This is a genomic window from Pseudomonas fjordensis (assembly GCF_976987115.1).
Genome location: NZ_OZ336860.1, coordinates 3,950,245 through 3,969,048, shown reverse-complemented (window position 1 = coordinate 3,969,048; position 18,804 = coordinate 3,950,245). Strand labels below are relative to the sequence as shown.

At 59.3% G+C, this 18,804-nt stretch carries 16 protein-coding genes; 3 read left to right on the top strand and 13 right to left on the bottom strand.

What is annotated here, in order from left to right; all coding sequences use genetic code 11:
• Nucleotides 1-265: 265 nt before the first annotated feature.
• The 9 genes from aceA to ACWHXD_RS17825 all read right to left on the bottom strand — a co-directional run bounded on the left by aceA (nucleotide 266) and on the right by ACWHXD_RS17825 (nucleotide 10,962).
• Nucleotides 266-1,591 (bottom strand): isocitrate lyase, encoded by a 1,326-nt coding sequence (gene aceA, locus ACWHXD_RS17865; RefSeq protein WP_003174717.1) that lies wholly within the window; start codon nucleotides 1,589-1,591, stop codon nucleotides 266-268.
• Nucleotides 1,592-2,085: 494 nt separating this feature from the next.
• Nucleotides 2,086-2,823 (bottom strand): secretin N-terminal domain-containing protein, encoded by a 738-nt coding sequence (locus tag ACWHXD_RS17860; protein ID WP_138761661.1) that lies wholly within the window; start codon nucleotides 2,821-2,823, stop codon nucleotides 2,086-2,088.
• Nucleotides 2,824-3,033: 210 nt separating this feature from the next.
• Nucleotides 3,034-3,456, bottom strand: a complete 423-nt coding sequence (locus ACWHXD_RS17855; RefSeq protein ID WP_032896670.1) for a GNAT family N-acetyltransferase — start codon at nucleotides 3,454-3,456, stop codon at nucleotides 3,034-3,036.
• On the bottom strand, nucleotides 3,449-4,615 hold the full coding sequence (locus ACWHXD_RS17850) for a ribosomal protein uL16 3-hydroxylase (protein WP_014718907.1): 1,167 nt from the start codon (nucleotides 4,613-4,615) through the stop codon (nucleotides 3,449-3,451). Before ACWHXD_RS17850 ends, ACWHXD_RS17855 begins: the two co-directional genes overlap by 8 nt.
• Nucleotides 4,616-4,699: 84 nt before the next feature.
• Nucleotides 4,700-6,070: an adenylosuccinate lyase gene (gene purB, locus ACWHXD_RS17845; protein WP_014718906.1), complete on the bottom strand. Its 1,371-nt coding sequence runs from the start codon at nucleotides 6,068-6,070 to the stop codon at nucleotides 4,700-4,702.
• Nucleotides 6,071-6,195: 125 nt separating this feature from the next.
• A complete protein-coding gene (hflD, locus tag ACWHXD_RS17840) occupies nucleotides 6,196-6,819 on the bottom strand; it encodes a high frequency lysogenization protein HflD (RefSeq protein WP_003192101.1) in 624 nt (207 codons plus the stop codon).
• Nucleotides 6,816-7,940, bottom strand: coding sequence for a tRNA 2-thiouridine(34) synthase MnmA (gene mnmA, locus ACWHXD_RS17835; RefSeq protein ID WP_138761659.1), 1,125 nt, complete (start codon nucleotides 7,938-7,940; stop codon nucleotides 6,816-6,818). The genes hflD and mnmA overlap by 4 nt, the downstream gene beginning before the upstream one ends.
• Before the next feature lie 59 nt (nucleotides 7,941-7,999).
• Complete coding sequence (locus ACWHXD_RS17830; RefSeq protein WP_138761658.1) at nucleotides 8,000-8,446, bottom strand: NUDIX hydrolase; 447 nt, start codon at nucleotides 8,444-8,446, stop codon at nucleotides 8,000-8,002.
• A 290-nt stretch (nucleotides 8,447-8,736) separates the two neighbouring features.
• Nucleotides 8,737-10,962, bottom strand: coding sequence for an NADP-dependent isocitrate dehydrogenase (locus tag ACWHXD_RS17825; protein ID WP_138761656.1), 2,226 nt, complete (start codon nucleotides 10,960-10,962; stop codon nucleotides 8,737-8,739).
• 483 nt (nucleotides 10,963-11,445) lie between these two features.
• Here ACWHXD_RS17825 and icd point away from each other — a divergent pair, with 483 nt between their 5' ends.
• Nucleotides 11,446-12,702 (top strand): NADP-dependent isocitrate dehydrogenase, encoded by a 1,257-nt coding sequence (gene icd / locus ACWHXD_RS17820; RefSeq protein WP_032897879.1) that lies wholly within the window; start codon nucleotides 11,446-11,448, stop codon nucleotides 12,700-12,702.
• A 75-nt stretch (nucleotides 12,703-12,777) separates the two neighbouring features.
• Here the strand turns inward: icd and cspD are convergent, their stop codons facing one another.
• Nucleotides 12,778-13,038 (bottom strand): cold shock domain-containing protein CspD, encoded by a 261-nt coding sequence (gene cspD / locus ACWHXD_RS17815; RefSeq protein WP_032897881.1) that lies wholly within the window; start codon nucleotides 13,036-13,038, stop codon nucleotides 12,778-12,780.
• Nucleotides 13,039-13,263: 225 nt separating this feature from the next.
• On the opposite strand from cspD, the gene clpS reads away from it, so the two are divergent.
• Entirely contained in the window at nucleotides 13,264-13,632 is a 369-nt protein-coding gene (gene clpS, locus ACWHXD_RS17810) for an ATP-dependent Clp protease adapter ClpS (RefSeq protein WP_005789091.1), read from the top strand.
• Nucleotides 13,633-13,661: 29 nt separating this feature from the next.
• Nucleotides 13,662-15,932, top strand: coding sequence for an ATP-dependent Clp protease ATP-binding subunit ClpA (gene clpA, locus ACWHXD_RS17805; RefSeq protein ID WP_138761655.1), 2,271 nt, complete (start codon nucleotides 13,662-13,664; stop codon nucleotides 15,930-15,932).
• Nucleotides 15,933-16,765: 833 nt separating this feature from the next.
• On the opposite strand, the gene infA is transcribed toward clpA, so the two are convergent.
• The 3 genes from infA to aat all read right to left on the bottom strand — a co-directional run bounded on the left by infA (nucleotide 16,766) and on the right by aat (nucleotide 18,529).
• A complete protein-coding gene (gene infA, locus ACWHXD_RS17800) occupies nucleotides 16,766-16,984 on the bottom strand; it encodes a translation initiation factor IF-1 (RefSeq protein ID WP_002553999.1) in 219 nt (72 codons plus the stop codon).
• 100 nt (nucleotides 16,985-17,084) lie between these two features.
• Nucleotides 17,085-17,792, bottom strand: a complete 708-nt coding sequence (locus ACWHXD_RS17795; protein ID WP_032896674.1) for an arginyltransferase — start codon at nucleotides 17,790-17,792, stop codon at nucleotides 17,085-17,087.
• Nucleotides 17,793-17,848: 56 nt separating this feature from the next.
• Complete coding sequence (gene aat, locus ACWHXD_RS17790; protein ID WP_138761653.1) at nucleotides 17,849-18,529, bottom strand: leucyl/phenylalanyl-tRNA--protein transferase; 681 nt, start codon at nucleotides 18,527-18,529, stop codon at nucleotides 17,849-17,851.
• Nucleotides 18,530-18,804: the final 275 nt, after the last annotated feature.

Here is an 18,804-nt window from a genome sequence, read left to right as displayed (position 1 = left end):
TCTGGATCAATGTTTTGCGCAAAAACCAAGCTCATGCACGCGCTCTCTGTAGGAGCGAGCTTGCTCCCGAAAATCGTCAACGATAACGCGGGTAACCCGCCAGCCAGCGGTGCTCTCAGGTTTTTCGCGAGCAAGCTCGCTCCTACAGGGGGCTATGAGCCTTTTTTTAAGGCAAAAAAAACGCCCCGAACCAGTCGGGGCGTGATTGTTGCGCGGCACTGCGGTTAGGTCTTCCGTGGGGCCGCAGTGGCCGTGTACGCGGTACTTAGTGGAACTGTTCTTCTTCGGTCGAACCGGTCAGCGCGGTCACGGACGAGGTGCCGCCCTGGATCACGGTGGTCATGTCGTCGAAGTAGCCGGTGCCCACTTCCTGCTGGTGCGCCACGAAGGTGTAGCCTTTGGCGGCGTCAGCGAATTCCTGCTCCTGCAGCTTCACGTAGGCCGTCATGTCGTTGCGAGCGTAGTCGTGCGCCAGGTTGAACATGCTGTGCCACATGTTGTGGATGCCCGCCAGGGTGATGAACTGGTGCTTGTAGCCCATGGCCGACAGTTCGCGCTGGAACTTGGCGATGGTCGCGTCGTCCAGGTTCTTCTTCCAGTTGAAGGAAGGCGAGCAGTTGTAGGACAGCAGTTGGTCCGGGTATTCCTTCTTGATCGCTTCGGCAAAGCGGCGTGCTTCGTCCAGGTCCGGCTTGGCGGTTTCGCACCAGATCAGGTCGGCGTATGGCGCGTAAGCCAGGCCACGGGCGATGGCCTGGTCGAGACCGGCGCGCACTTTATAGAAGCCTTCCTGGGTGCGTTCGCCGGTGACGAACGGCTGGTCGTACGGGTCGCAGTCCGAGGTCAGCAAGTCTGCTGCGTTGGCGTCGGTACGGGCCAGGATGATGGTTGGCGTACCGGCCACGTCAGCAGCCAGGCGAGCAGCGGTCAGCTTCTGTACGGCTTCCTGGGTCGGTACCAGTACCTTGCCGCCCATGTGGCCGCATTTCTTCACCGAAGCCAGTTGGTCTTCGAAGTGCACGCCGGCAGCGCCTGCCTCGATCATGCTCTTCATCAGTTCGTAGGCGTTGAGTACGCCACCGAAACCGGCTTCGGCGTCGGCCACGATTGGCGCGAAGTAGTCGATGTAGCCTTCATCGCCCGGGTTCTTGCCGGCTTTCCACTGGATCTGGTCGGCACGACGGAACGAGTTGTTGATGCGCTTGACCACGGTTGGCACCGAGTCCACCGGGTACAGCGATTGGTCGGGGTACATGGATTCAGCGGAGTTGTTGTCCGCTGCCACTTGCCAGCCGGACAGGTAGATCGCCTGGATACCGGCTTTTACCTGCTGGACTGCCTGGCCGCCAGTGAGGGCGCCCATGCAGTTGACGAAATCTTTGTCGGGACGGAAAGAAGGCTTGGCACCTTGGGTGACCAGGTTCCACAGCTTCTCGGCGCCGAGTTTTGCAAAGGTGTGCTCAGGTTGAACCGAGCCACGCAGGCGGACGACGTCAGCAGCGGAATAAGCGCGGGTTACGCCTTTCCAGCGTGGGTTTTCAGCCCAGTCTTTTTCAAGGGCTGCAATTTGCTGTTCGCGTGTCAGTGCCATGGGGAAAAACCTCGTCGCGTCTTGTTTGAAGTATCCGTTTGCCAGCCCGGCATTCGTTGCCTGGGTAGGGTTGCTCGCTGACCAGAAGCTTTGGTGTTCAAGTCAAATCTGACGGAGGGAGGCGACGGGATGAACGATGGGGCTCAAAGGGGGAGTTGAGCAGGTAAGGGCAAACTGCGAACGGTCTTCGGGCGTCGTGGGCCTTTGTACGATCCATCAGTGTGTAGCCGGGTTACCTGGTTAGCTTCCGTCCCTCGGGACAACTTCGTTCCAGTCGCAACCAACGTCAAACACACCTTGTGGGCGGTACAGACACGAATCGGCTCAGGTGGGTAGCTTAGAGCAGCGATCCGAAGGCCCTTGCCAGGGCCCCTGATTAGCGGGAGCGAGGCCATCATGCCCATGCTTTTTTGGCTCGTCAAATGTTTTGTAGTGCTTTTTTTCAAGCACTACATCTTTAGTCTAATGCGACTTGCCAGTCAGTTTTCGGTGCCTCAGTTCAGGGTGTCGACCTTGACCCGTAAAGTCAGGTCATCGCGGCCCTGAGTAGAGTAGCTGCGGGTTGTAGAGGATTTTTCCGCCTGGGTTTCACGATTGATGCCGGCCAGGGGAATCCACTCGCCCAAGCGGCCGCTGACTGTTGTGTCGGTGCTTTGCACGTTCACTACATCGGGACGTTCCTGGCTCATCCGGTCACGGTTGGTACTGATGGCCAGGTGCACGGTTTCGCCAGTGACGCTGGCGGTCACGTAAAACCCCTGTGTGACGTTGCGATACTGGGTCTGGTTTTGCAGACGGCCATAGCTGTCCTGCTGCGTGGAGGTCAGCGGCACGCTCTGGCCAACCTGGATCAGCGCGGGCACGCCTTCGCTGGCCTGGATCTGCTGGATGCCGCCATCGCGGCTGGCGGTACCATAGCTGATGATGCGGGTCTGGCTGTCACCGCTGTTCTGCTGGTTGTTCTCGTTGGTATCGACGGTGATCAGCAAGCGTTTGGCTGGTGTATCCAATTGGCCGAGCAGTGCGCGCAAGCCCTCGATCTTGGCGGGCTCGGCGTTAACGATTAGCTGGTTGCCGTAGGCGCTGACGGTGCCGTCCTTGCCGATGAAGTTTTGCGCGACCGGCAACAGGTCGGCGCTGGTACGGTTGTTCAGGTTGACGACTTCGGTGGCGGCCATGGCGCAAGCGCTGACGGTCATCAGGAGGGCGGTGAGCAGGGTGCGTAGGGACATGTCCGTTATCTCTGCGAGTCATTTGCTTGATAGTGCCAGTTTGTCGGCCTGGCAGGGCGCAAGTTGAATCGTAGACGGCAAAATGCCCTGGCAGGCAGGGCATTTAGGGTGTTGCTGAAATAGCTATCGCAGGCAAGCCAGCTCCCACACTTGGAATGCATTCACATGTGGGAGCTGGCTTGCCTGCGATAAAGGCGACGCGGTCTCAAATCAGCCCCCGCGCACCATATCCACATGCGGAATCCCGACTTCAAGAAACTCATCGCTGACAATCTTGAAACCCAGCCGCTCATAGAACGGCGCCGCATACACCTGCGCACTCAGGAACTGCCGGGTCTGGCCACGTTGCTCGGCCACGCCAATCACGGCTTCCATCAGCTTGTCGCCGACTTTCAGCCCGCGCCAGTCCTTGAGCACCGATACGCGACCAATCTCGCCGCTGGGCAGCAGTCGAGCAGTGCCAATCGGGAAGTCGCCTTCGAATGCCAGAAAATGCACCGCGTCGGCATCGTCGGCGTCCCACTCCAGTTCAGGCGGAACCGATTGTTCGGCGATAAATACCGCTTCACGAATGCGCCGAATCTCGTCGATATCCTTTCGCCAGTCCGCGACACTTACGTGAATTTTATTCATCCGCAAACCCCAGGCTGCCTTGCTTGACCAGTTCGCACAGCAGGTCGCGACCGTCTTCGTCGGCCAGCCACTCGCCCAGGTTTTCGCTGTGCAGTGCATCGGCCGAGCACACCAGCTTCAACAGTTCACGCAGTTTGCCCGGCAGGTAACGGCTCTGGCCGCTGGCGAACAGCAGCACGTCGTCGTCCACTTCGGACCAGGCCAGGCGCGCGCTTGGGTTGCGCACCAGAATCGCGCCGTCTTGCAGGCTGTTGATGAAGTCTTCTTCGCCCAACTCTTCGCCGGCTACCAGTTCCGGGTAGCGTGGTTCGGTCATGAACTGGCCGAACCAGGTCAGCAGCATGCGCTCATCGCTCATGTGTTCGGCGAGCAGGCCCTTGAGGCGGTCCAGTGCGTCGCCCTGAATCTGGTGCGGGTCGCTGACCGGCTGGGCGTCTGCGTCGGTGTAGCGTTCTTCGTCGGTCAGGTACTGGCTGAGGAAGTCGGTGAAGTGGGTCAGCACTTCAGCTGCGCTCGGTGCACGGAAACCTACGGAATAGGTCATGCAGTCGTCTTCAGCAATACCGAAATGGGCCAGGCGCGGCGGCAGGTAGAGCATGTCGCCCGGCTCCAGCACCCATTCGGCGCTTTCTTCGAATTCGGCGAGGATGCGCAGGTCGGCGTGTTGCAGCAACGGGCTTTCGGAATTGCACATCTGGCCGATCTTCCAGTTGCGCTTGCCTTGGGCTTGCAGCAGGAACACATCGTAGTTATCGAAATGCGGACCGACGCTGCCACCCGGCGCGGCGAAGCTGATCATCACATCATCGATACGCCAGCTCGGCAGGAAGCGGAAGTGCTCCAGCAGCTCGGCCACTTCCGGCACGAACTGGTCGACCGCTTGCACCAGCAGGGTCCACTCACGCTCGGGCAGGGTGCTGAAAGCGTCTTCGGCGAACGGGCCGCGACGCAGTTCCCACGGGCGCTCGCCGTGTTCGATCACCAGGCGCGACTCGACTTCTTCTTCCAGGGCCAGGCCTGCCAGTTCGTCGGCGTCGATCGGGCTTTCGAAGTCAGGGATGGCCTGGCGGATCAGCAGCGGTTTTTTCTGCCAGTAGTCGCGCAGGAATTCCCGTGCCGTGATGCCGCCCAGAAGTTGAAGAGGGATATCAGGATTCATGTGTAACCTATTGAAAAAAAGCACTTTTAAGACAGGAATAAAAACGCCCGGCGCGGCCGGGCGTCTCAAAGGAGCTTGCTTGGATCAGATGCGCTTGGCTTGCTCTACAGCGTTGCCGATGTAGTTGGCCGGGGTGAGCAGCTTCAGCTCGGCCTTGGCCGCGGCTGGCATGTCCAGGCCGTCGATGAAAGTTTGCAGCGCTTCGGGGCTGATGCCCTTGCCGCGCGTCAATTCTTTCAGCTTCTCGTAGGGGTTTTCGATGTTGTAGCGGCGCATCACGGTCTGGATCGGCTCGGCCAATACTTCCCAGCACGCGTCCAGGTCAGCGGCAATCTTCTGCTCGTTGAGCTCCAGCTTGCTGATGCCTTTGAGGCTGGCTTCGTACGCGATCACGCTGTGGGCAAAGCCCACGCCGAGGTTGCGCAGTACAGTGGAGTCGGTTAGGTCGCGCTGCCAGCGGGAGATCGGCAACTTGCTGGCCAGGTGCTGGAACAGGGCGTTGGCGATGCCCAGGTTGCCTTCGGAGTTTTCGAAGTCGATCGGGTTGACCTTGTGCGGCATGGTCGAAGAACCGATTTCGCCGGCAATGGTGCGCTGCTTGAAGTAGCCCAGGGAGATGTAGCCCCAGATATCGCGATCGAAATCGATCAGGATGGTGTTGAAGCGTGCAATCGCGTCGAACAGTTCGGCGATGTAGTCGTGCGGTTCGATCTGCGTGGTGTAGGGGTTGAAACCCAGGCCCAGCTCGTCTTCGATGAAGGCGCGGGCGTTGGCTTCCCAGTCGATCTCAGGGTAGGCCGACAGGTGGGCGTTGTAGTTGCCTACGGCGCCGTTGATCTTGCCCAGCAATGGCACGGCGGCGACTTGGGCGATCTGGCGCTCCAGGCGGTACACCACGTTGGCCAGTTCTTTGCCCAGAGTTGTCGGCGAGGCCGGCTGGCCGTGGGTGCGCGACAGCATCGGCACGGCAGCGAAACGGATCGCCAGCTCGCGGATGGCTTCGGCGGTCTGGCGCATCAACGGCAGCATCACGTCATCACGGCCTTCACGCAGCATCAGGGCGTGGGACAGGTTGTTGATGTCCTCGCTGGTGCAGGCAAAGTGGATGAATTCGCTGACCTGGGCCAGTTCCGGCAGTTGGGCCGCTTGCTCTTTGAGCAGGTATTCGATGGCTTTTACATCGTGGTTGGTGGTGCGCTCGATCTCTTTCACACGCTCGGCGTGCTCCAGGGAGAAGTTTTCCGCCAGGGTGTTCAATACAGCGTTGGCCTCGGCGGAAAACGCCGGCACTTCGCTGATGGCGGGATGAGCGGCCAGGCGCTGGAGCCAGCGCACTTCAACCAGGACGCGGGCACGGATCAGGCCGTACTCGCTGAAAATAGGGCGCAGGGCCTGGGTTTTGCCGGCGTAGCGGCCGTCAACAGGGGAAACCGCAGTGAGCGAAGAGAGCTGCATGGGGTGTTCTCGGACAGTCGGGCAACGAAATGGGGCGCGTATCATACATGAAAAAATCCGCCGGTCCGTCGCCAACTGACCGGCGTATTACGCGTAATGGCTTGAAAACAGCCTGTTGGTGCGACTTATTCGTTGCGCATCAACGGGTAAAGCTCTTTGAGCAATTTGCGCCGGCTGATCACCAACTGCCAGCGATGACCGCCCAACTGGCGCCATAGGCGTGCCGAACGAATACCGGCCAGGAGCAGGGCGCGGATTTTCGACGCGTTGTTGGGTTGCTGCAGGTTGCGCATGTCGCCGTGCACCTGGATACGCTGGCGCAGGGTGCTCAAGGTGTCCTGGTACAGCGCACCACAGGCGGCGATCACGTTTTCGTGGGCCGGGCCGAAGTGTTCTACCTGGGACTGGATCTGCGGCAAGCGCTTGCCGATGGTGTCCAGCAGGTCGTCGCGCTTGGCCAACTGGCGCTCAAGGCCAAGCATCGACAGGGCGTAGCGCAACGGTTCGCGCTGCAAGGTGCTGGGGTCGCGCTCCAGGGCGCCGATCAGGGCGCGATAGCCTTCGCGCAGGGCCAGGTCGTCGCCGCCGTAAACCTCAAGGGTGTCCTTGGGGTCGCGGATCAGCAGGCTGCCGAGCATGCAGGTCAGGCCGGCTTCCGTGACCTGGCCGGTCTTGGCGATCTTGTCCACCAGTACCGCAGCGAGAAACACACCGCCAAGGGCCGTCAATTGCTCCTGGGTCGGGCTCATGCCGGGTTGCTCCAGGCTTGCGCGACTTCAATCACGCCGCCGCCCAGGCAGATTTCACCGTCATAGAACACCACGGACTGGCCAGGGGTGACCGCGCGTTGCGGGTCATCGAAGGTGGCGCGGTAACCGGTGGCGGTCTTTTCCAGGGTGCAGGGCTGGTCGCTCTGGCGATAACGCACTTTGGCGGTCAGGCGGCGCGGGGTGCTCAAGTCGACAGGGTTGACCCAGTAGATCTCGGAAGCGAGCAGGGCGCCGGAGAACAGCAGCGGGTGCTCATTGCCTTGGCCGACCACCAGCACGTTGTTTTCCAGGTCTTTGACCAGCACGTACCACGGCTCAACGCCGGCGTCCTTCAGGCCGCCAATGCCCAGGCCCTGGCGCTGGCCAATGGTGTGGTACATCAGGCCATGGTGGCGGCCGATCACTTCACCCTCGGTGGTCTTGATCTCGCCCGGTTGCGCGGGCAGGTATTGCTTGAGGAAGTCGCTGAAGCGACGCTCGCCGATAAAGCAGATGCCGGTGGAATCTTTCTTCTTGGCGGTGGCCAGGCCATGTTTCTCGGCGATCTTGCGCACTTCGGGCTTTTCCAGCTCGCCGACCGGGAACAGGGTCTTGGCGATCTGTTCACCGCCCACGGCGTGCAGGAAGTAGCTCTGGTCCTTGTTCGGGTCCAGGCCCTTGAGCAATTCGGTGCGGCCATCGATATCACGACGGCGCACGTAGTGGCCGGTGGCTATCAGGTCGGCGCCGAGCATCATGGCGTAGTCGAGGAACGCCTTGAACTTGATTTCGCGGTTGCACAGGATGTCCGGGTTCGGCGTGCGGCCTGCCTTGTACTCGGCCAGGAAGTGCTCGAACACGTTGTCCCAGTACTCGGCGGCGAAGTTGGCGGTGTGCAGCTTGATACCGATCTTGTCGCACACGGCCTGAGCGTCCGCGAGGTCGTCCATGGCGGTGCAGTATTCGGTTCCATCGTCTTCTTCCCAGTTCTTCATGAACAGGCCTTCCACCTCATAACCCTGCTCCATGAGCAGAACGGCGGAAACGGAAGAGTCCACGCCGCCGGACATGCCGACGATGACGCGCTTCTTTTGTGTGTCAGAAGGGGCTGGATCACGCATAGGGTTTCAACGGGTGTCTTGAAAAAGGACGCGATTCTAGCAGGCCTGGGCCCGCAAGGCTAAAGAGAAGGGCGGATCAATTCGAGACTGTGGCGCTGGTCGGCCAGGTAATCATCGATGCAGCGGATAATCAGCTCGCTGCGCCAGTCGTCGCGCACCGCCATCAGCTCGTCACGGGTCATCCAGCGGGCGCGCAGGATGCCTTCGTCGAGTTGATACTCCGGGTGGTGTCTCAGGGCGTTGGCGATAAAGCAGACCCGTTGATAGGTCACGCCATTGCTGGGTGCGGTGTACAGGTAAATGCCAACGATGCCGGTAGCTTCCACGTCCCAGCCGGTTTCTTCCAGGGTTTCGCGCACGGCGGCTTCGGTCAGAGTTTCGTTCGGGTCCAGATGGCCGGCGGGCTGGTTGAGCACGGCGCGGCCGCCCTTGAGTTCTTCGACCATCAGGAACTTGCCGTTGTCTTCGACGATGGTGGCGACGGTGATGTGGGGGAGCCAGGTCATTGCAAACCTCGGTATCTGGAAGGTGGCACGGTCAATGTGGGAGCTGGCTTGCCTTAATGCCAGTCAATTAAGGCTTTTTTGTAGGAGCGAGCTTGCTCGCGAAAAGCGTCAACGATAACGCGTGCTTGCTGAATGAACGCGGCGCCTTTGAGTTTTTCGCGAGCAAGCTCGCTCCTACAGACTGCAATCGCAGGCAAGCCAGCTCCCACATTTGATGGGGTTTGTTCAATGAAGTCCCGATAAACAGAAACCCCGGCACTTGGCCGGGGCTTCTTTGCATCCTTACAACCTTACTTCAACTTGGCAATCGCCGCATTGAGGGTGTTGCTTGGGCGCATGGCTTTGCTGGTCAGCTCCGGGTTCGGCGCGTAGTAGCCGCCGATGTCCACTGGCTTGCCCTGTACGGCGTTGAGTTCGGCAACGATGGTTGCTTCGTTCTCGGCCAGGGTTTTGGCCAGTTCGCCAAACTGCGCTTGCAGTGCGGTGTCTTCGGTCTGGGCGGCCAGGGCTTGTGCCCAGTACAGTGCCAGATAGAAGTGGCTGCCGCGGTTGTCGATGTTGCCGACTTTGCGCGATGGCGACTTGTTGTTGTCCAGGAACTGGCCTGTGGCCTGGTCCAGGGTCTTGGACAGCACCAGGGCTTTGGGGTTGTTGTATGTCACACCCAAATGCTCAAGGGACGCGGCCAGGGCCAGGAACTCGCCCAAAGAATCCCAGCGCAGGAAGTTTTCTTCCAGCAGTTGCTGCACGTGTTTTGGCGCCGAGCCGCCAGCGCCGGTTTCGAACAGGCCGCCACCGTTCATCAGCGGCACGATCGACAGCATCTTGGCGCTGGTGCCCAGTTCCATGATCGGGAACAGGTCGGTCAGGTAGTCGCGCAGTACGTTACCGGTCACCGAGATGGTGTCCAGGCCCTTGCGGGTGCGCTCCAGGGTGAACTTCATCGCATCGACCGGGGCCATGATGCGGATGTCCAGGCCTTCGGTGTTGTGGTCTTTGAGGTAAGCCTGAACTTTCTCGACGACTACACCATCGTGGGCGCGCTTAGGGTCCAGCCAGAAGATGGCCGGGGTGTTGCTGGCGCGGGCACGGTTGACGGCGAGCTTGACCCAGTCCTGGATCGGCGCGTCTTTGGTCTGGCACATGCGGAAGATGTCGCCAGCTTCGACGTTCTGTTCCATCAGCAGGTTGCCCTGGCTGTCGGTGACGCGGACAACGCCGTCAGCCTTGATCTGGAAGGTCTTGTCGTGGGAGCCGTACTCTTCGGCTTTCTTGGCCATCAGGCCAACGTTTGGCACGCTGCCCATGGTGGTTGGGTCGAAGGCGCCATTGGCCTTGCAGTCTTCGATGACCGCCTGGTAGATGGTGGCGTAGCAGCGATCCGGGATCACGGCCTTGGTGTCGTGCAGTTGGCCGTCGGTGCCCCACATTTTGCCGGAGTCACGGATCATCGCTGGCATCGAGGCGTCGACGATCACGTCGCTCGGCACGTGCAGGTTGGTGATGCCTTTGTCGGAGTTGACCATCGCCAGGGCAGGGCGAGCGGCGTAGACCGCCTGGATGTCGGCTTCGATCTGCGCTTGCTGGTCGGCCGGCAGGGCCTTGATGCGGGCGTACAGGTCGCCGATGCCGTTGTTCAGGTTGAAGCCGATCTGTTCCAGCACGGGGGCGTGCTTGGCCAGGGCGTCTTTATAGAACTCGGCAACGATCTGGCCGAACATGATCGGGTCGGAGACCTTCATCATGGTGGCTTTCAAGTGAACCGACAGCAGCACGCCTTGCTTCTTGGCGTCTTCGATTTCAGCGGCGATGAAGCTGCGCAGGGCTTTCTTGCTCAGCACGGCGGTGTCGATGATTTCGCCGGCCTGTACGTTGGTCTTTTCCTTCAGGACGGTGGTGGTGCCGTCCTTTGCAACCAGCGCAATTTTGACAGTGTCAGCGGCTTCGATCTGCACGGCTTTTTCGCTGCCGTAGAAGTCGCCGTTGTTCATGTGGGCAATGTGCGACTTGGAGTCGGCGGCCCAGGCGCCCATCTTGTGCGGGTGCTTGCGTGCGTAGTTCTTGACCGACAGCGGTGCGCGGCGGTCAGAGTTGCCTTCGCGCAGCACCGGGTTCACGGCGCTGCCCTTGACCTTGTCGTAACGTGCACGGGTTTCTTTTTCCGCGTCGGTGGTTACGGTTTCAGGGTAGTCCGGCAGGGCGTAGCCCTGGGCCTGCAGTTCCTTGATCGCGGCTTGCAGCTGCGGGGTCGAGGCGCTGATGTTGGGAAGCTTGATGATGTTGGCTTCAGGCGTAACGGCCAGGTCGCCCAGTTCGGCGAGGTGGTCCGGGATGGCCTTGGTGCCCAGTTGCTCGGGGAAGCTTGCGAGGATGCGCCCGGCGAGGGAAATGTCGCGGGTTTCCACGGCAATATCAGCGGAAGCGGTGAAGGCCTCTACGATAGGCAGCAGTGAATAGGTGGCGAGGGCTGGGGCTTCGTCGGTGAAGGTGTAGATGATCTTCGAGCGGGTGGGCATATTCGGATTAACTCTCTTCTTTGCTGAAAGCGTGCGCAGAAACTCGAGATGCGCCGGGTAGAGCGCGTTCGTTCAAAGTCATCCATGAGCGAAATGTCGAGGTTTCTTCGCGGTGATGTTGGTTTGCATCAGTCGAGCGTCAAGCGGGTGGGCTATGGTAATAGTCCGGCTTTCTGGCGAAAGGCTACGTTCTAGAGCGGTCCGCCGTCGTGACTCTTTGGTCAGCGGCGGCATTATACATAGGTCGCTATGCTTACGCTGAGCCTTCATGAAAAAGGAGGCTCGTCCATTGGTCTAAAGGTCGCAGGCGCACAGGGTGGTGGGATGTGCTCAAGATTGGCGCTTTTCCCTTTGCTTTCAGGCTTGTAGGCCACCAAATATGCTGTTTTCGATGCAAATGAGCATGGCGTGAGGTTTCAGTCGCCATTTATCTGGAGTAGGCTCGAACGCAGCCAGATGTTCAATCCATAGATGGAGTTCAGCATGGGATACAAGAAGATTCAGGTTCCGGCAGTCGGCGACAAAATCACCGTCAATGCAGACCATTCTCTCAATGTTCCTGACCAACCGATCATCCCCTATATCGAAGGTGACGGTATTGGCGTCGACATCAGCCCGGTGATGATCAAGGTGGTCGACGCCGCTGTTGAAAAGGCTTACGGCGGCAAGCGCAAAATCTCCTGGATGGAGGTGTACGCTGGCGAAAAGGCCACGCAAGTTTACGACCAGGATACCTGGCTGCCCCAGGAAACCCTGGATGCGGTCAAGGATTACGTGGTGTCCATCAAGGGCCCCCTCACCACGCCGGTCGGTGGCGGCATCCGCTCGCTGAACGTGGCGCTGCGCCAGCAACTCGACCTGTACGTGTGTCTGCGCCCGGTGCGCTGGTTCGAAGGCGTGCCCAGCCCGGTGAAAAAGCCTGGCGACGTGGACATGACCATCTTCCGTGAGAACTCCGAGGATATTTACGCGGGCATCGAGTGGAAGGCCGGTTCGCCGGAAGCGATCAAGGTGATCAAGTTTCTCAAGGAAGAAATGGGCGTTACCAAGATCCGTTTCGACCAGGATTGCGGGATTGGCGTCAAGCCGGTCTCCAAAGAGGGCACCAAGCGCCTGGCGCGCAAGGCCTTGCAGTATGTGGTGGATAACGACCGCGATTCGCTGACCATCGTGCACAAAGGCAACATCATGAAGTTCACCGAAGGGGCCTTCAAGGAGTGGGCCTACGAGGTGGCGGCTGAAGAGTTCGGCGCGACCCTGCTCGACGGCGGGCCGTGGATGCAGTTCAAGAACCCCAGGACCGGCAAGAATGTGGTGGTCAAGGATGCCATTGCCGACGCCATGCTCCAGCAGATCCTGCTGCGCCCGGCTGAATATGACGTGATCGCCACGCTCAACCTCAATGGTGATTACCTGTCCGACGCCCTAGCGGCGGAGGTGGGCGGTATTGGTATTGCGCCGGGGGCCAACCTGTCGGACACCGTGGCAATGTTCGAAGCTACCCACGGTACTGCGCCTAAATACGCGGGCAAGGATCAGGTCAACCCTGGGTCATTGATCCTGTCGGCGGAAATGATGCTGCGGCATATGGGCTGGGTCGAGGCGGCGGATCTGATCATCAAGGGCACCAACGGCGCGATTTCGGCCAAGACCGTGACCTATGATTTCGAGCGTCTGATGGATGGCGCTACGCTGGTGTCGTCGTCGGGCTTTGGTGATGCGTTGATCAAGCATATGTAAACAGGCAGAGAAAACCTGCCGCCCTGATGGTTCGGGGCGGCCGGTTTGCTTTGAGTGCTTAATTTCAGTGGCTGGTCAGGCCTGTTGCTTCTCTGATTTTTCTACCTTTGTTTCTTTCACGCCTGTAGTGGCAGGCGCATCTACAATATTTACGGCATGCGTGCCTTTTGGCCCTTGAATGATTTCAAAGTTGACACGCTGTCCCGCTTTCAGTGTTTTGTAGCCATCCATCTTGATCGCTGAGAAATGCGCAAAAAGGTCTTCATCCTTGCCGTCTTCATTGACGAAGCCGTAACCCTTGGCATTGTTGAACCACTTGACCTTACCACTTAGCATCGCCATATCCCTCTGCACCAGACTCCATCACTGGAGTATCATCCTGTCTATCCGTCCTAACCCGAATAAATAAGGTTGACTGCGCGGACCTTTTTTACCCACTGTGGGCTCTATTCGTTGTAACACCGTTTCGCCGATAGTCAAGGTGACCAAAGGGTCAGAGTTGAAATTCTGACAGGTCGCCCCCACCACTGTAATTGAACCACTGACGAACCTTTCTTTCCCATGCATGCAAACAGCCAGATTCGACTAACATTCAATCAGGATCGCCCGGATCAGGAACATGACGACGACGGTTCTGCAGGCATTGCTGTTCAGGAGGCGAAGCCTGCTTTACAGGCGCCGCCGATGTACAAGGTGGTTTTGTTTAATGATGACTACACACCGATGGATTTCGTCGTCGAAGTGCTCGAGGTGTTTTTTAACCTGAACCGCGAGTTGGCGACCAAGGTAATGCTGGCCGTTCACACAGAAGGACGGGCAGTATGTGGAGTGTTTACCCGCGACATCGCCGAGACAAAGGCCATGCAGGTCAACCAGTACGCCAGGGAAAGCCAGCATCCGCTACTCTGTGAAATCGAGAAGGACGGTTAACGCCGACCACTTGGGTATGAGGTGAAGCTATGTTAAACCGCGAGCTCGAAGTCACCCTCAATCTTGCCTTCAAGGAGGCTCGTTCGAAGCGTCATGAATTCATGACCGTCGAGCACCTTTTGCTGGCACTTTTGGATAACGAAGCTGCCGCCACCGTTCTGCGTGCGTGCGGCGCCAACCTTGACAAGCTCAAGCATGACCTGCAGGAGTTTATCGACTCCACCACGCCACTGATCCCCGTGCATGACGAGGATCGCGAAACCCAGCCAACCCTGGGCTTCCAGCGGGTATTGCAGCGTGCTGTGTTCCACGTACAGAGCTCCGGTAAGCGTGAGGTCACAGGCGCGAACGTGCTGGTGGCGATTTTCAGCGAACAGGAAAGCCAGGCCGTGTTCCTGCTCAAGCAGCAGAGCGTTGCCCGTATTGATGTGGTCAACTACATCGCCCACGGTATCTCCAAGGTGCCTGGGCACGGCGATCATTCCGAGGGTGAGCAGGACATGCAGGACGAGGAGGGCGGAGAGTCTTCTTCTTCCAGCAACCCGCTGGATGCCTATGCCAGTAACCTCAATGAAATGGCGCGCCAGGGGCGGATCGATCCGCTGGTGGGGCGTGAGCATGAGGTTGAGCGTGTAGCGCAGATCCTTGCGCGTCGTCGCAAGAACAACCCGTTGCTGGTGGGCGAGGCGGGCGTGGGTAAGACCGCGATTGCCGAAGGCCTGGCCAAGCGCATTGTCGACAACCAGGTGCCAGACCTGCTGGCCAGTAGTGTCGTCTACTCCCTTGACCTGGGCGCGTTGCTCGCCGGGACCAAGTACCGTGGCGATTTCGAGAAGCGCTTCAAGGCGTTGCTCGGCGAGCTGAAAAAACGCCCGCAGGCCATCCTGTTCATCGACGAGATCCATACCATCATTGGCGCCGGTGCGGCTTCCGGTGGGGTGATGGACGCTTCCAACCTGCTCAAGCCGCTGCTGTCCTCGGGTGATATCCGCTGCATTGGTTCGACCACGTTCCAGGAATTTCGCGGCATCTTTGAAAAAGACCGTGCCCTGGCGCGTCGCTTCCAGAAAGTCGACGTGTCCGAGCCGTCGGTTGAAGACACCATCGGCATCCTGCGCGGGCTCAAGGGGCGTTTTGAAGCGCACCATGGCATCGAGTACACCGATGAGGCCTTGCGTGCGGCGGCTGAGCTGGCGTCGCGCTACATCAACGACCGGCACATGCCAGACAAAGCCATCGATGTGATCGACGAGGCGGGTGCCTACCAACGCCTGCAGCCAGTCGAGAAGCGCGTGAAGCGCATCGACGTGTCTCAGGTTGAGGATATCGTGGCCAAGATCGCGCGGATTCCGCCAAAACACGTCACCAGTTCCGACAAGGAACTGCTGCGTAACCTGGAGCGCGACCTCAAGCTCACCGTGTTTGGTCAGGATGCTGCCATCGACTCGTTGTCCACGGCGATCAAGTTGTCCCGTGCGGGCCTCAAGTCGCCGGACAAGCCAGTCGGTTCGTTCCTGTTCGCAGGGCCGACCGGCGTCGGCAAGACCGAGGCGGCTCGCCAGTTGGCCAAGGCCATGGGTATCGAGCTGGTCCGTTTCGACATGTCCGAATACATGGAGCGCCACACGGTGTCGCGCTTGATCGGTGCGCCTCCGGGCTATGTCGGTTTCGACCAGGGCGGCCTGTTGACCGAGGCGATCACCAAGCAGCCACACTGCGTATTGTTGCTCGATGAAATCGAAAAGGCTCACCCGGAAGTCTTCAACCTGCTGTTGCAGGTCATGGACCACGGCACCCTGACCGACAACAACGGGCGCAAGGCGGATTTCCGCAACGTCATCGTGATCATGACCACCAACGCCGGTGCTGAAACCGCGGCGCGTGCTTCGATTGGCTTTACGCATCAGGATCACTCGTCTGATGCCATGGAAGTGATCAAGAAGAGCTTCACGCCGGAGTTCCGCAACCGCCTGGACACCATTATCCAGTTTGGTCGCCTCAGTCATGAGGTCATCAAAAGCGTGGTGGACAAGTTCCTCACCGAGCTTCAAGCGCAGTTGGAAGACAAGCGCGTGCAGCTGGATGTGACGGAAGCGGCCCGCAGTTGGATCGCAGAGGGCGGCTACGATGCGGCAATGGGCGCACGCCCAATGGCGCGTCTGATCCAGGACAAGATCAAACGGCCATTGGCCGAAGAGATCCTGTTCGGCGAACTCTCCGACCATGGCGGCGTGGTGCATATCGACCTGAAGGACGGCGAGCTGACCTTCGACTTCGAGACCACGGCGGAAATGGCCTGATAGCAGGCTGCAACACACCAAAAAGGCGCCGAAAGGCGCCTTTTTGCTGCCTGCAATACGATTTGCGAGACAATGACGGTCAACTGTGGCTTGCCTGCGATAGCGGTGGTTCAGTTAACGATGCAGTGACTGACACACCGCTTTCGCGGGCAAGCCCGCTCCCACAGGGGACCTGTGCTAGGCGCTGATTCTTTGGGCAATACATAACCAGTGTGGGAGCTGGCTTGCCTGCGATGACAATCCTTCAGTAGCACAGCTTTAGCTGGCCCGCCGCTATCGCAGTATCTGTATCTACACAGCTTTGTGGGTTTGTAACCGTCAACGGTAACCACGATGCGAAGCGAGTCGCTCTTGCTCTTGATCTGCTTTTGATCTCAGGCGCCCCGTCAAACCACGCTGGCCGTAATTCGACAGGGATTTGGGGGGTAAACCGGCAGGGATGCCGGTTTAGCCGCCCCGCGCCATGGATGGCGCGTGGCGGCGGCCCCCCAAATCACTGGCGGATTACGGGCACACCGAGCCTAGGCGAGGTGCCGAGTGGTGGGGCAAGAGCGTTTTGCTTACTTTTGCGCTTTTCAAAAGTGAGCCGCCGTCGGGCGGAACCCTAAGCGGCCGTTACCGCAGCAATGGATATGTACACAATCCAACTGTGTTGACTGCCAGGCCGCCTTCGCGAGCAAGCCCGCAGTTGGATTGTGGGGTGTCAGGTAGAGAGATGTCGGCTGTCAGGCCGCCATCGCAGGCAAGCCAGCTCCCACAGGGTCAAGTGGTGACTGTTAAATCCTGCGCACACAAAAACGCCCGGCATAACCGGGCGTTTTGTATTGACTTGCTTAGCGAGCGCGGTAAGTGATGCGCCCTTTGCTCAAGTCATAGGGCGTCAGCTCGACGCGCACTTTGTCACCGGTAAGAATACGAATGTAGTTCTTGCGCATCTTGCCGGAGATATGCGCGGTTACGACGTGCCCATTTTCCAACTCCACACGAAACATGGTGTTGGGCAGGGTGTCGACGACAGTGCCTTCCATTTCGAAGCTGTCTTCTTTCGACATGCAGTAAAGCCCTCGGTATCCAGTGAATGGCCCGGTGCAACTGCGCCAGGCAAAAGCGGCGTGCATTGTGCCCGAAAAAGGGTGTTCACGCCAAGGGGTTCTAGTTAAGCGTGACCCATCTTTGATTAATCAGCAGCTCAATGGGCCGATATTGGGTCTTGTAGTTCATCTTTTTGCAGTTCTTGATCCAGTATCCGAGGTACACCGCTTCCAGTTCCAGGCGCAGCGCTTCGCCTATTTGCCAGAGGATGGCGAAGCGCCCGAGGCTGCGGCGCTCTTCGGTCGGTTCATAGAAGGTGTACACCGCCGAGAGGCCATTGGGTAGCAGGTCGGTGACCGCCACGGCCAGCAGGCGGCCGTCGAGGCGGAACTCGTAGAAGCGCGAAAAGGGCAGGTCACGCACCAGGAACGTGGAAAACTGGTCGCGGCTGGGCGGAAACATATCGCCGTCGGCATGACGCTGCTCGATATAGCGTTGGTAGAGATCGAAATACTCTTCGCTATATTGGGGGTTAGTGGCGTGTACGGTCAGGTCGGCGTTGCGCTTGAGAATGCGTTTCTGGTTACGGTCGGGCGAAAACTGCGCCACCGGGATACGCGCAGGCACGCAGGCATTACAGTTCTGGCAATGGGGGCGGTACAGGTGGTCGCCGCTGCGCCGAAAGCCCATCTCGGACAGGTCGGCATACACATGCACGTCCATGGGCTGGCTGGGATCGAGGAACAGTGTGGTGGCCTGCTCGTCGGGCAGATAGCTGCATGAGTGGGCTTGAGTGGCATAGAACTTCAAGCGCGCCAGCTCGGTCATGATCAACCCTCGGGATAAGCTTTGAAATAAGTGTAAGCCACGTGCGCGAAAGTCGCCTAGGAAACCCACGGCCCAGCGTTGGGCTGGTTCAGATGTTTGTGCAGGAAGTCAGCGAAGACGCTGCGCGGAATGCCACGAGCACCCAGGCTGTGCAGGTGATCGTTGGGCATCTGGCAGTCGATCAGCACAAACCCCCAGGCTTGCAGTTGCCGGGTCAACGTGGCGAAACCGAATTTGGAGGCGTTGTCGGCGCGGCTGAACATGGACTCGCCAAAAAACAACTGGCCCATCGCCAGGCCGTACAGGCCGCCCACCAGTTCGCCCTGGTCCCAGACCTCGACGGAATGCGCATAGCCGCGTTGGTGCAGCTCCAGGTAGGCCTGCTGGATGCCTTCGGTGATCCAGGTGCCATCGGCGTAGGCGCGGGGCGCGGCGCAGGCTTGGATGACGGCGGCGAAGTCCTGGTCGAAGGTCACGGTATAGCGCTGCTGGCGCAATAATTTGCCCAGGCTGCGGGAAACATGCAGCTCGTCGGGGAATATCACTGTGCGCGGGTCGGGTGACCACCAGAGGATAGGCTGGCCTTCGGAGAACCAGGGGAAGCAGCCATGGCGGTAGGCCTGGACCAGTCGTTCAGCCGACAGGTCGCCACCGGCGGCGAGCAGGCCGTTGGGTTCGCGCATGGCCTTGGCCAAGGGTGGGAATGTCAGGGTGTCGCGTTGCAACCAGGTCAGCATGGCATCCAGGCTTACGGTAGGGGAGGGGAGTGGCAGGTCATTCACCTGCGCCGCAAGCGTTGATTATTGACGACCCGGCGCCACTGGGCCAGCCCGAATAGGCTATTGACGTGGATTAGCATGAGCGGGTGTTTCTGCAACTCTGCACACCGGGTGTGGTCGTAATCGGGTCTGGCGCATGCCGGCCCTTTGCCAAGCTTGCCTGGATTGCTAAATACAGCTCATAAGCCTTTGTCAGCAAAGGCAATGCATGCTCAAATTGTGCGTGCAGTCAG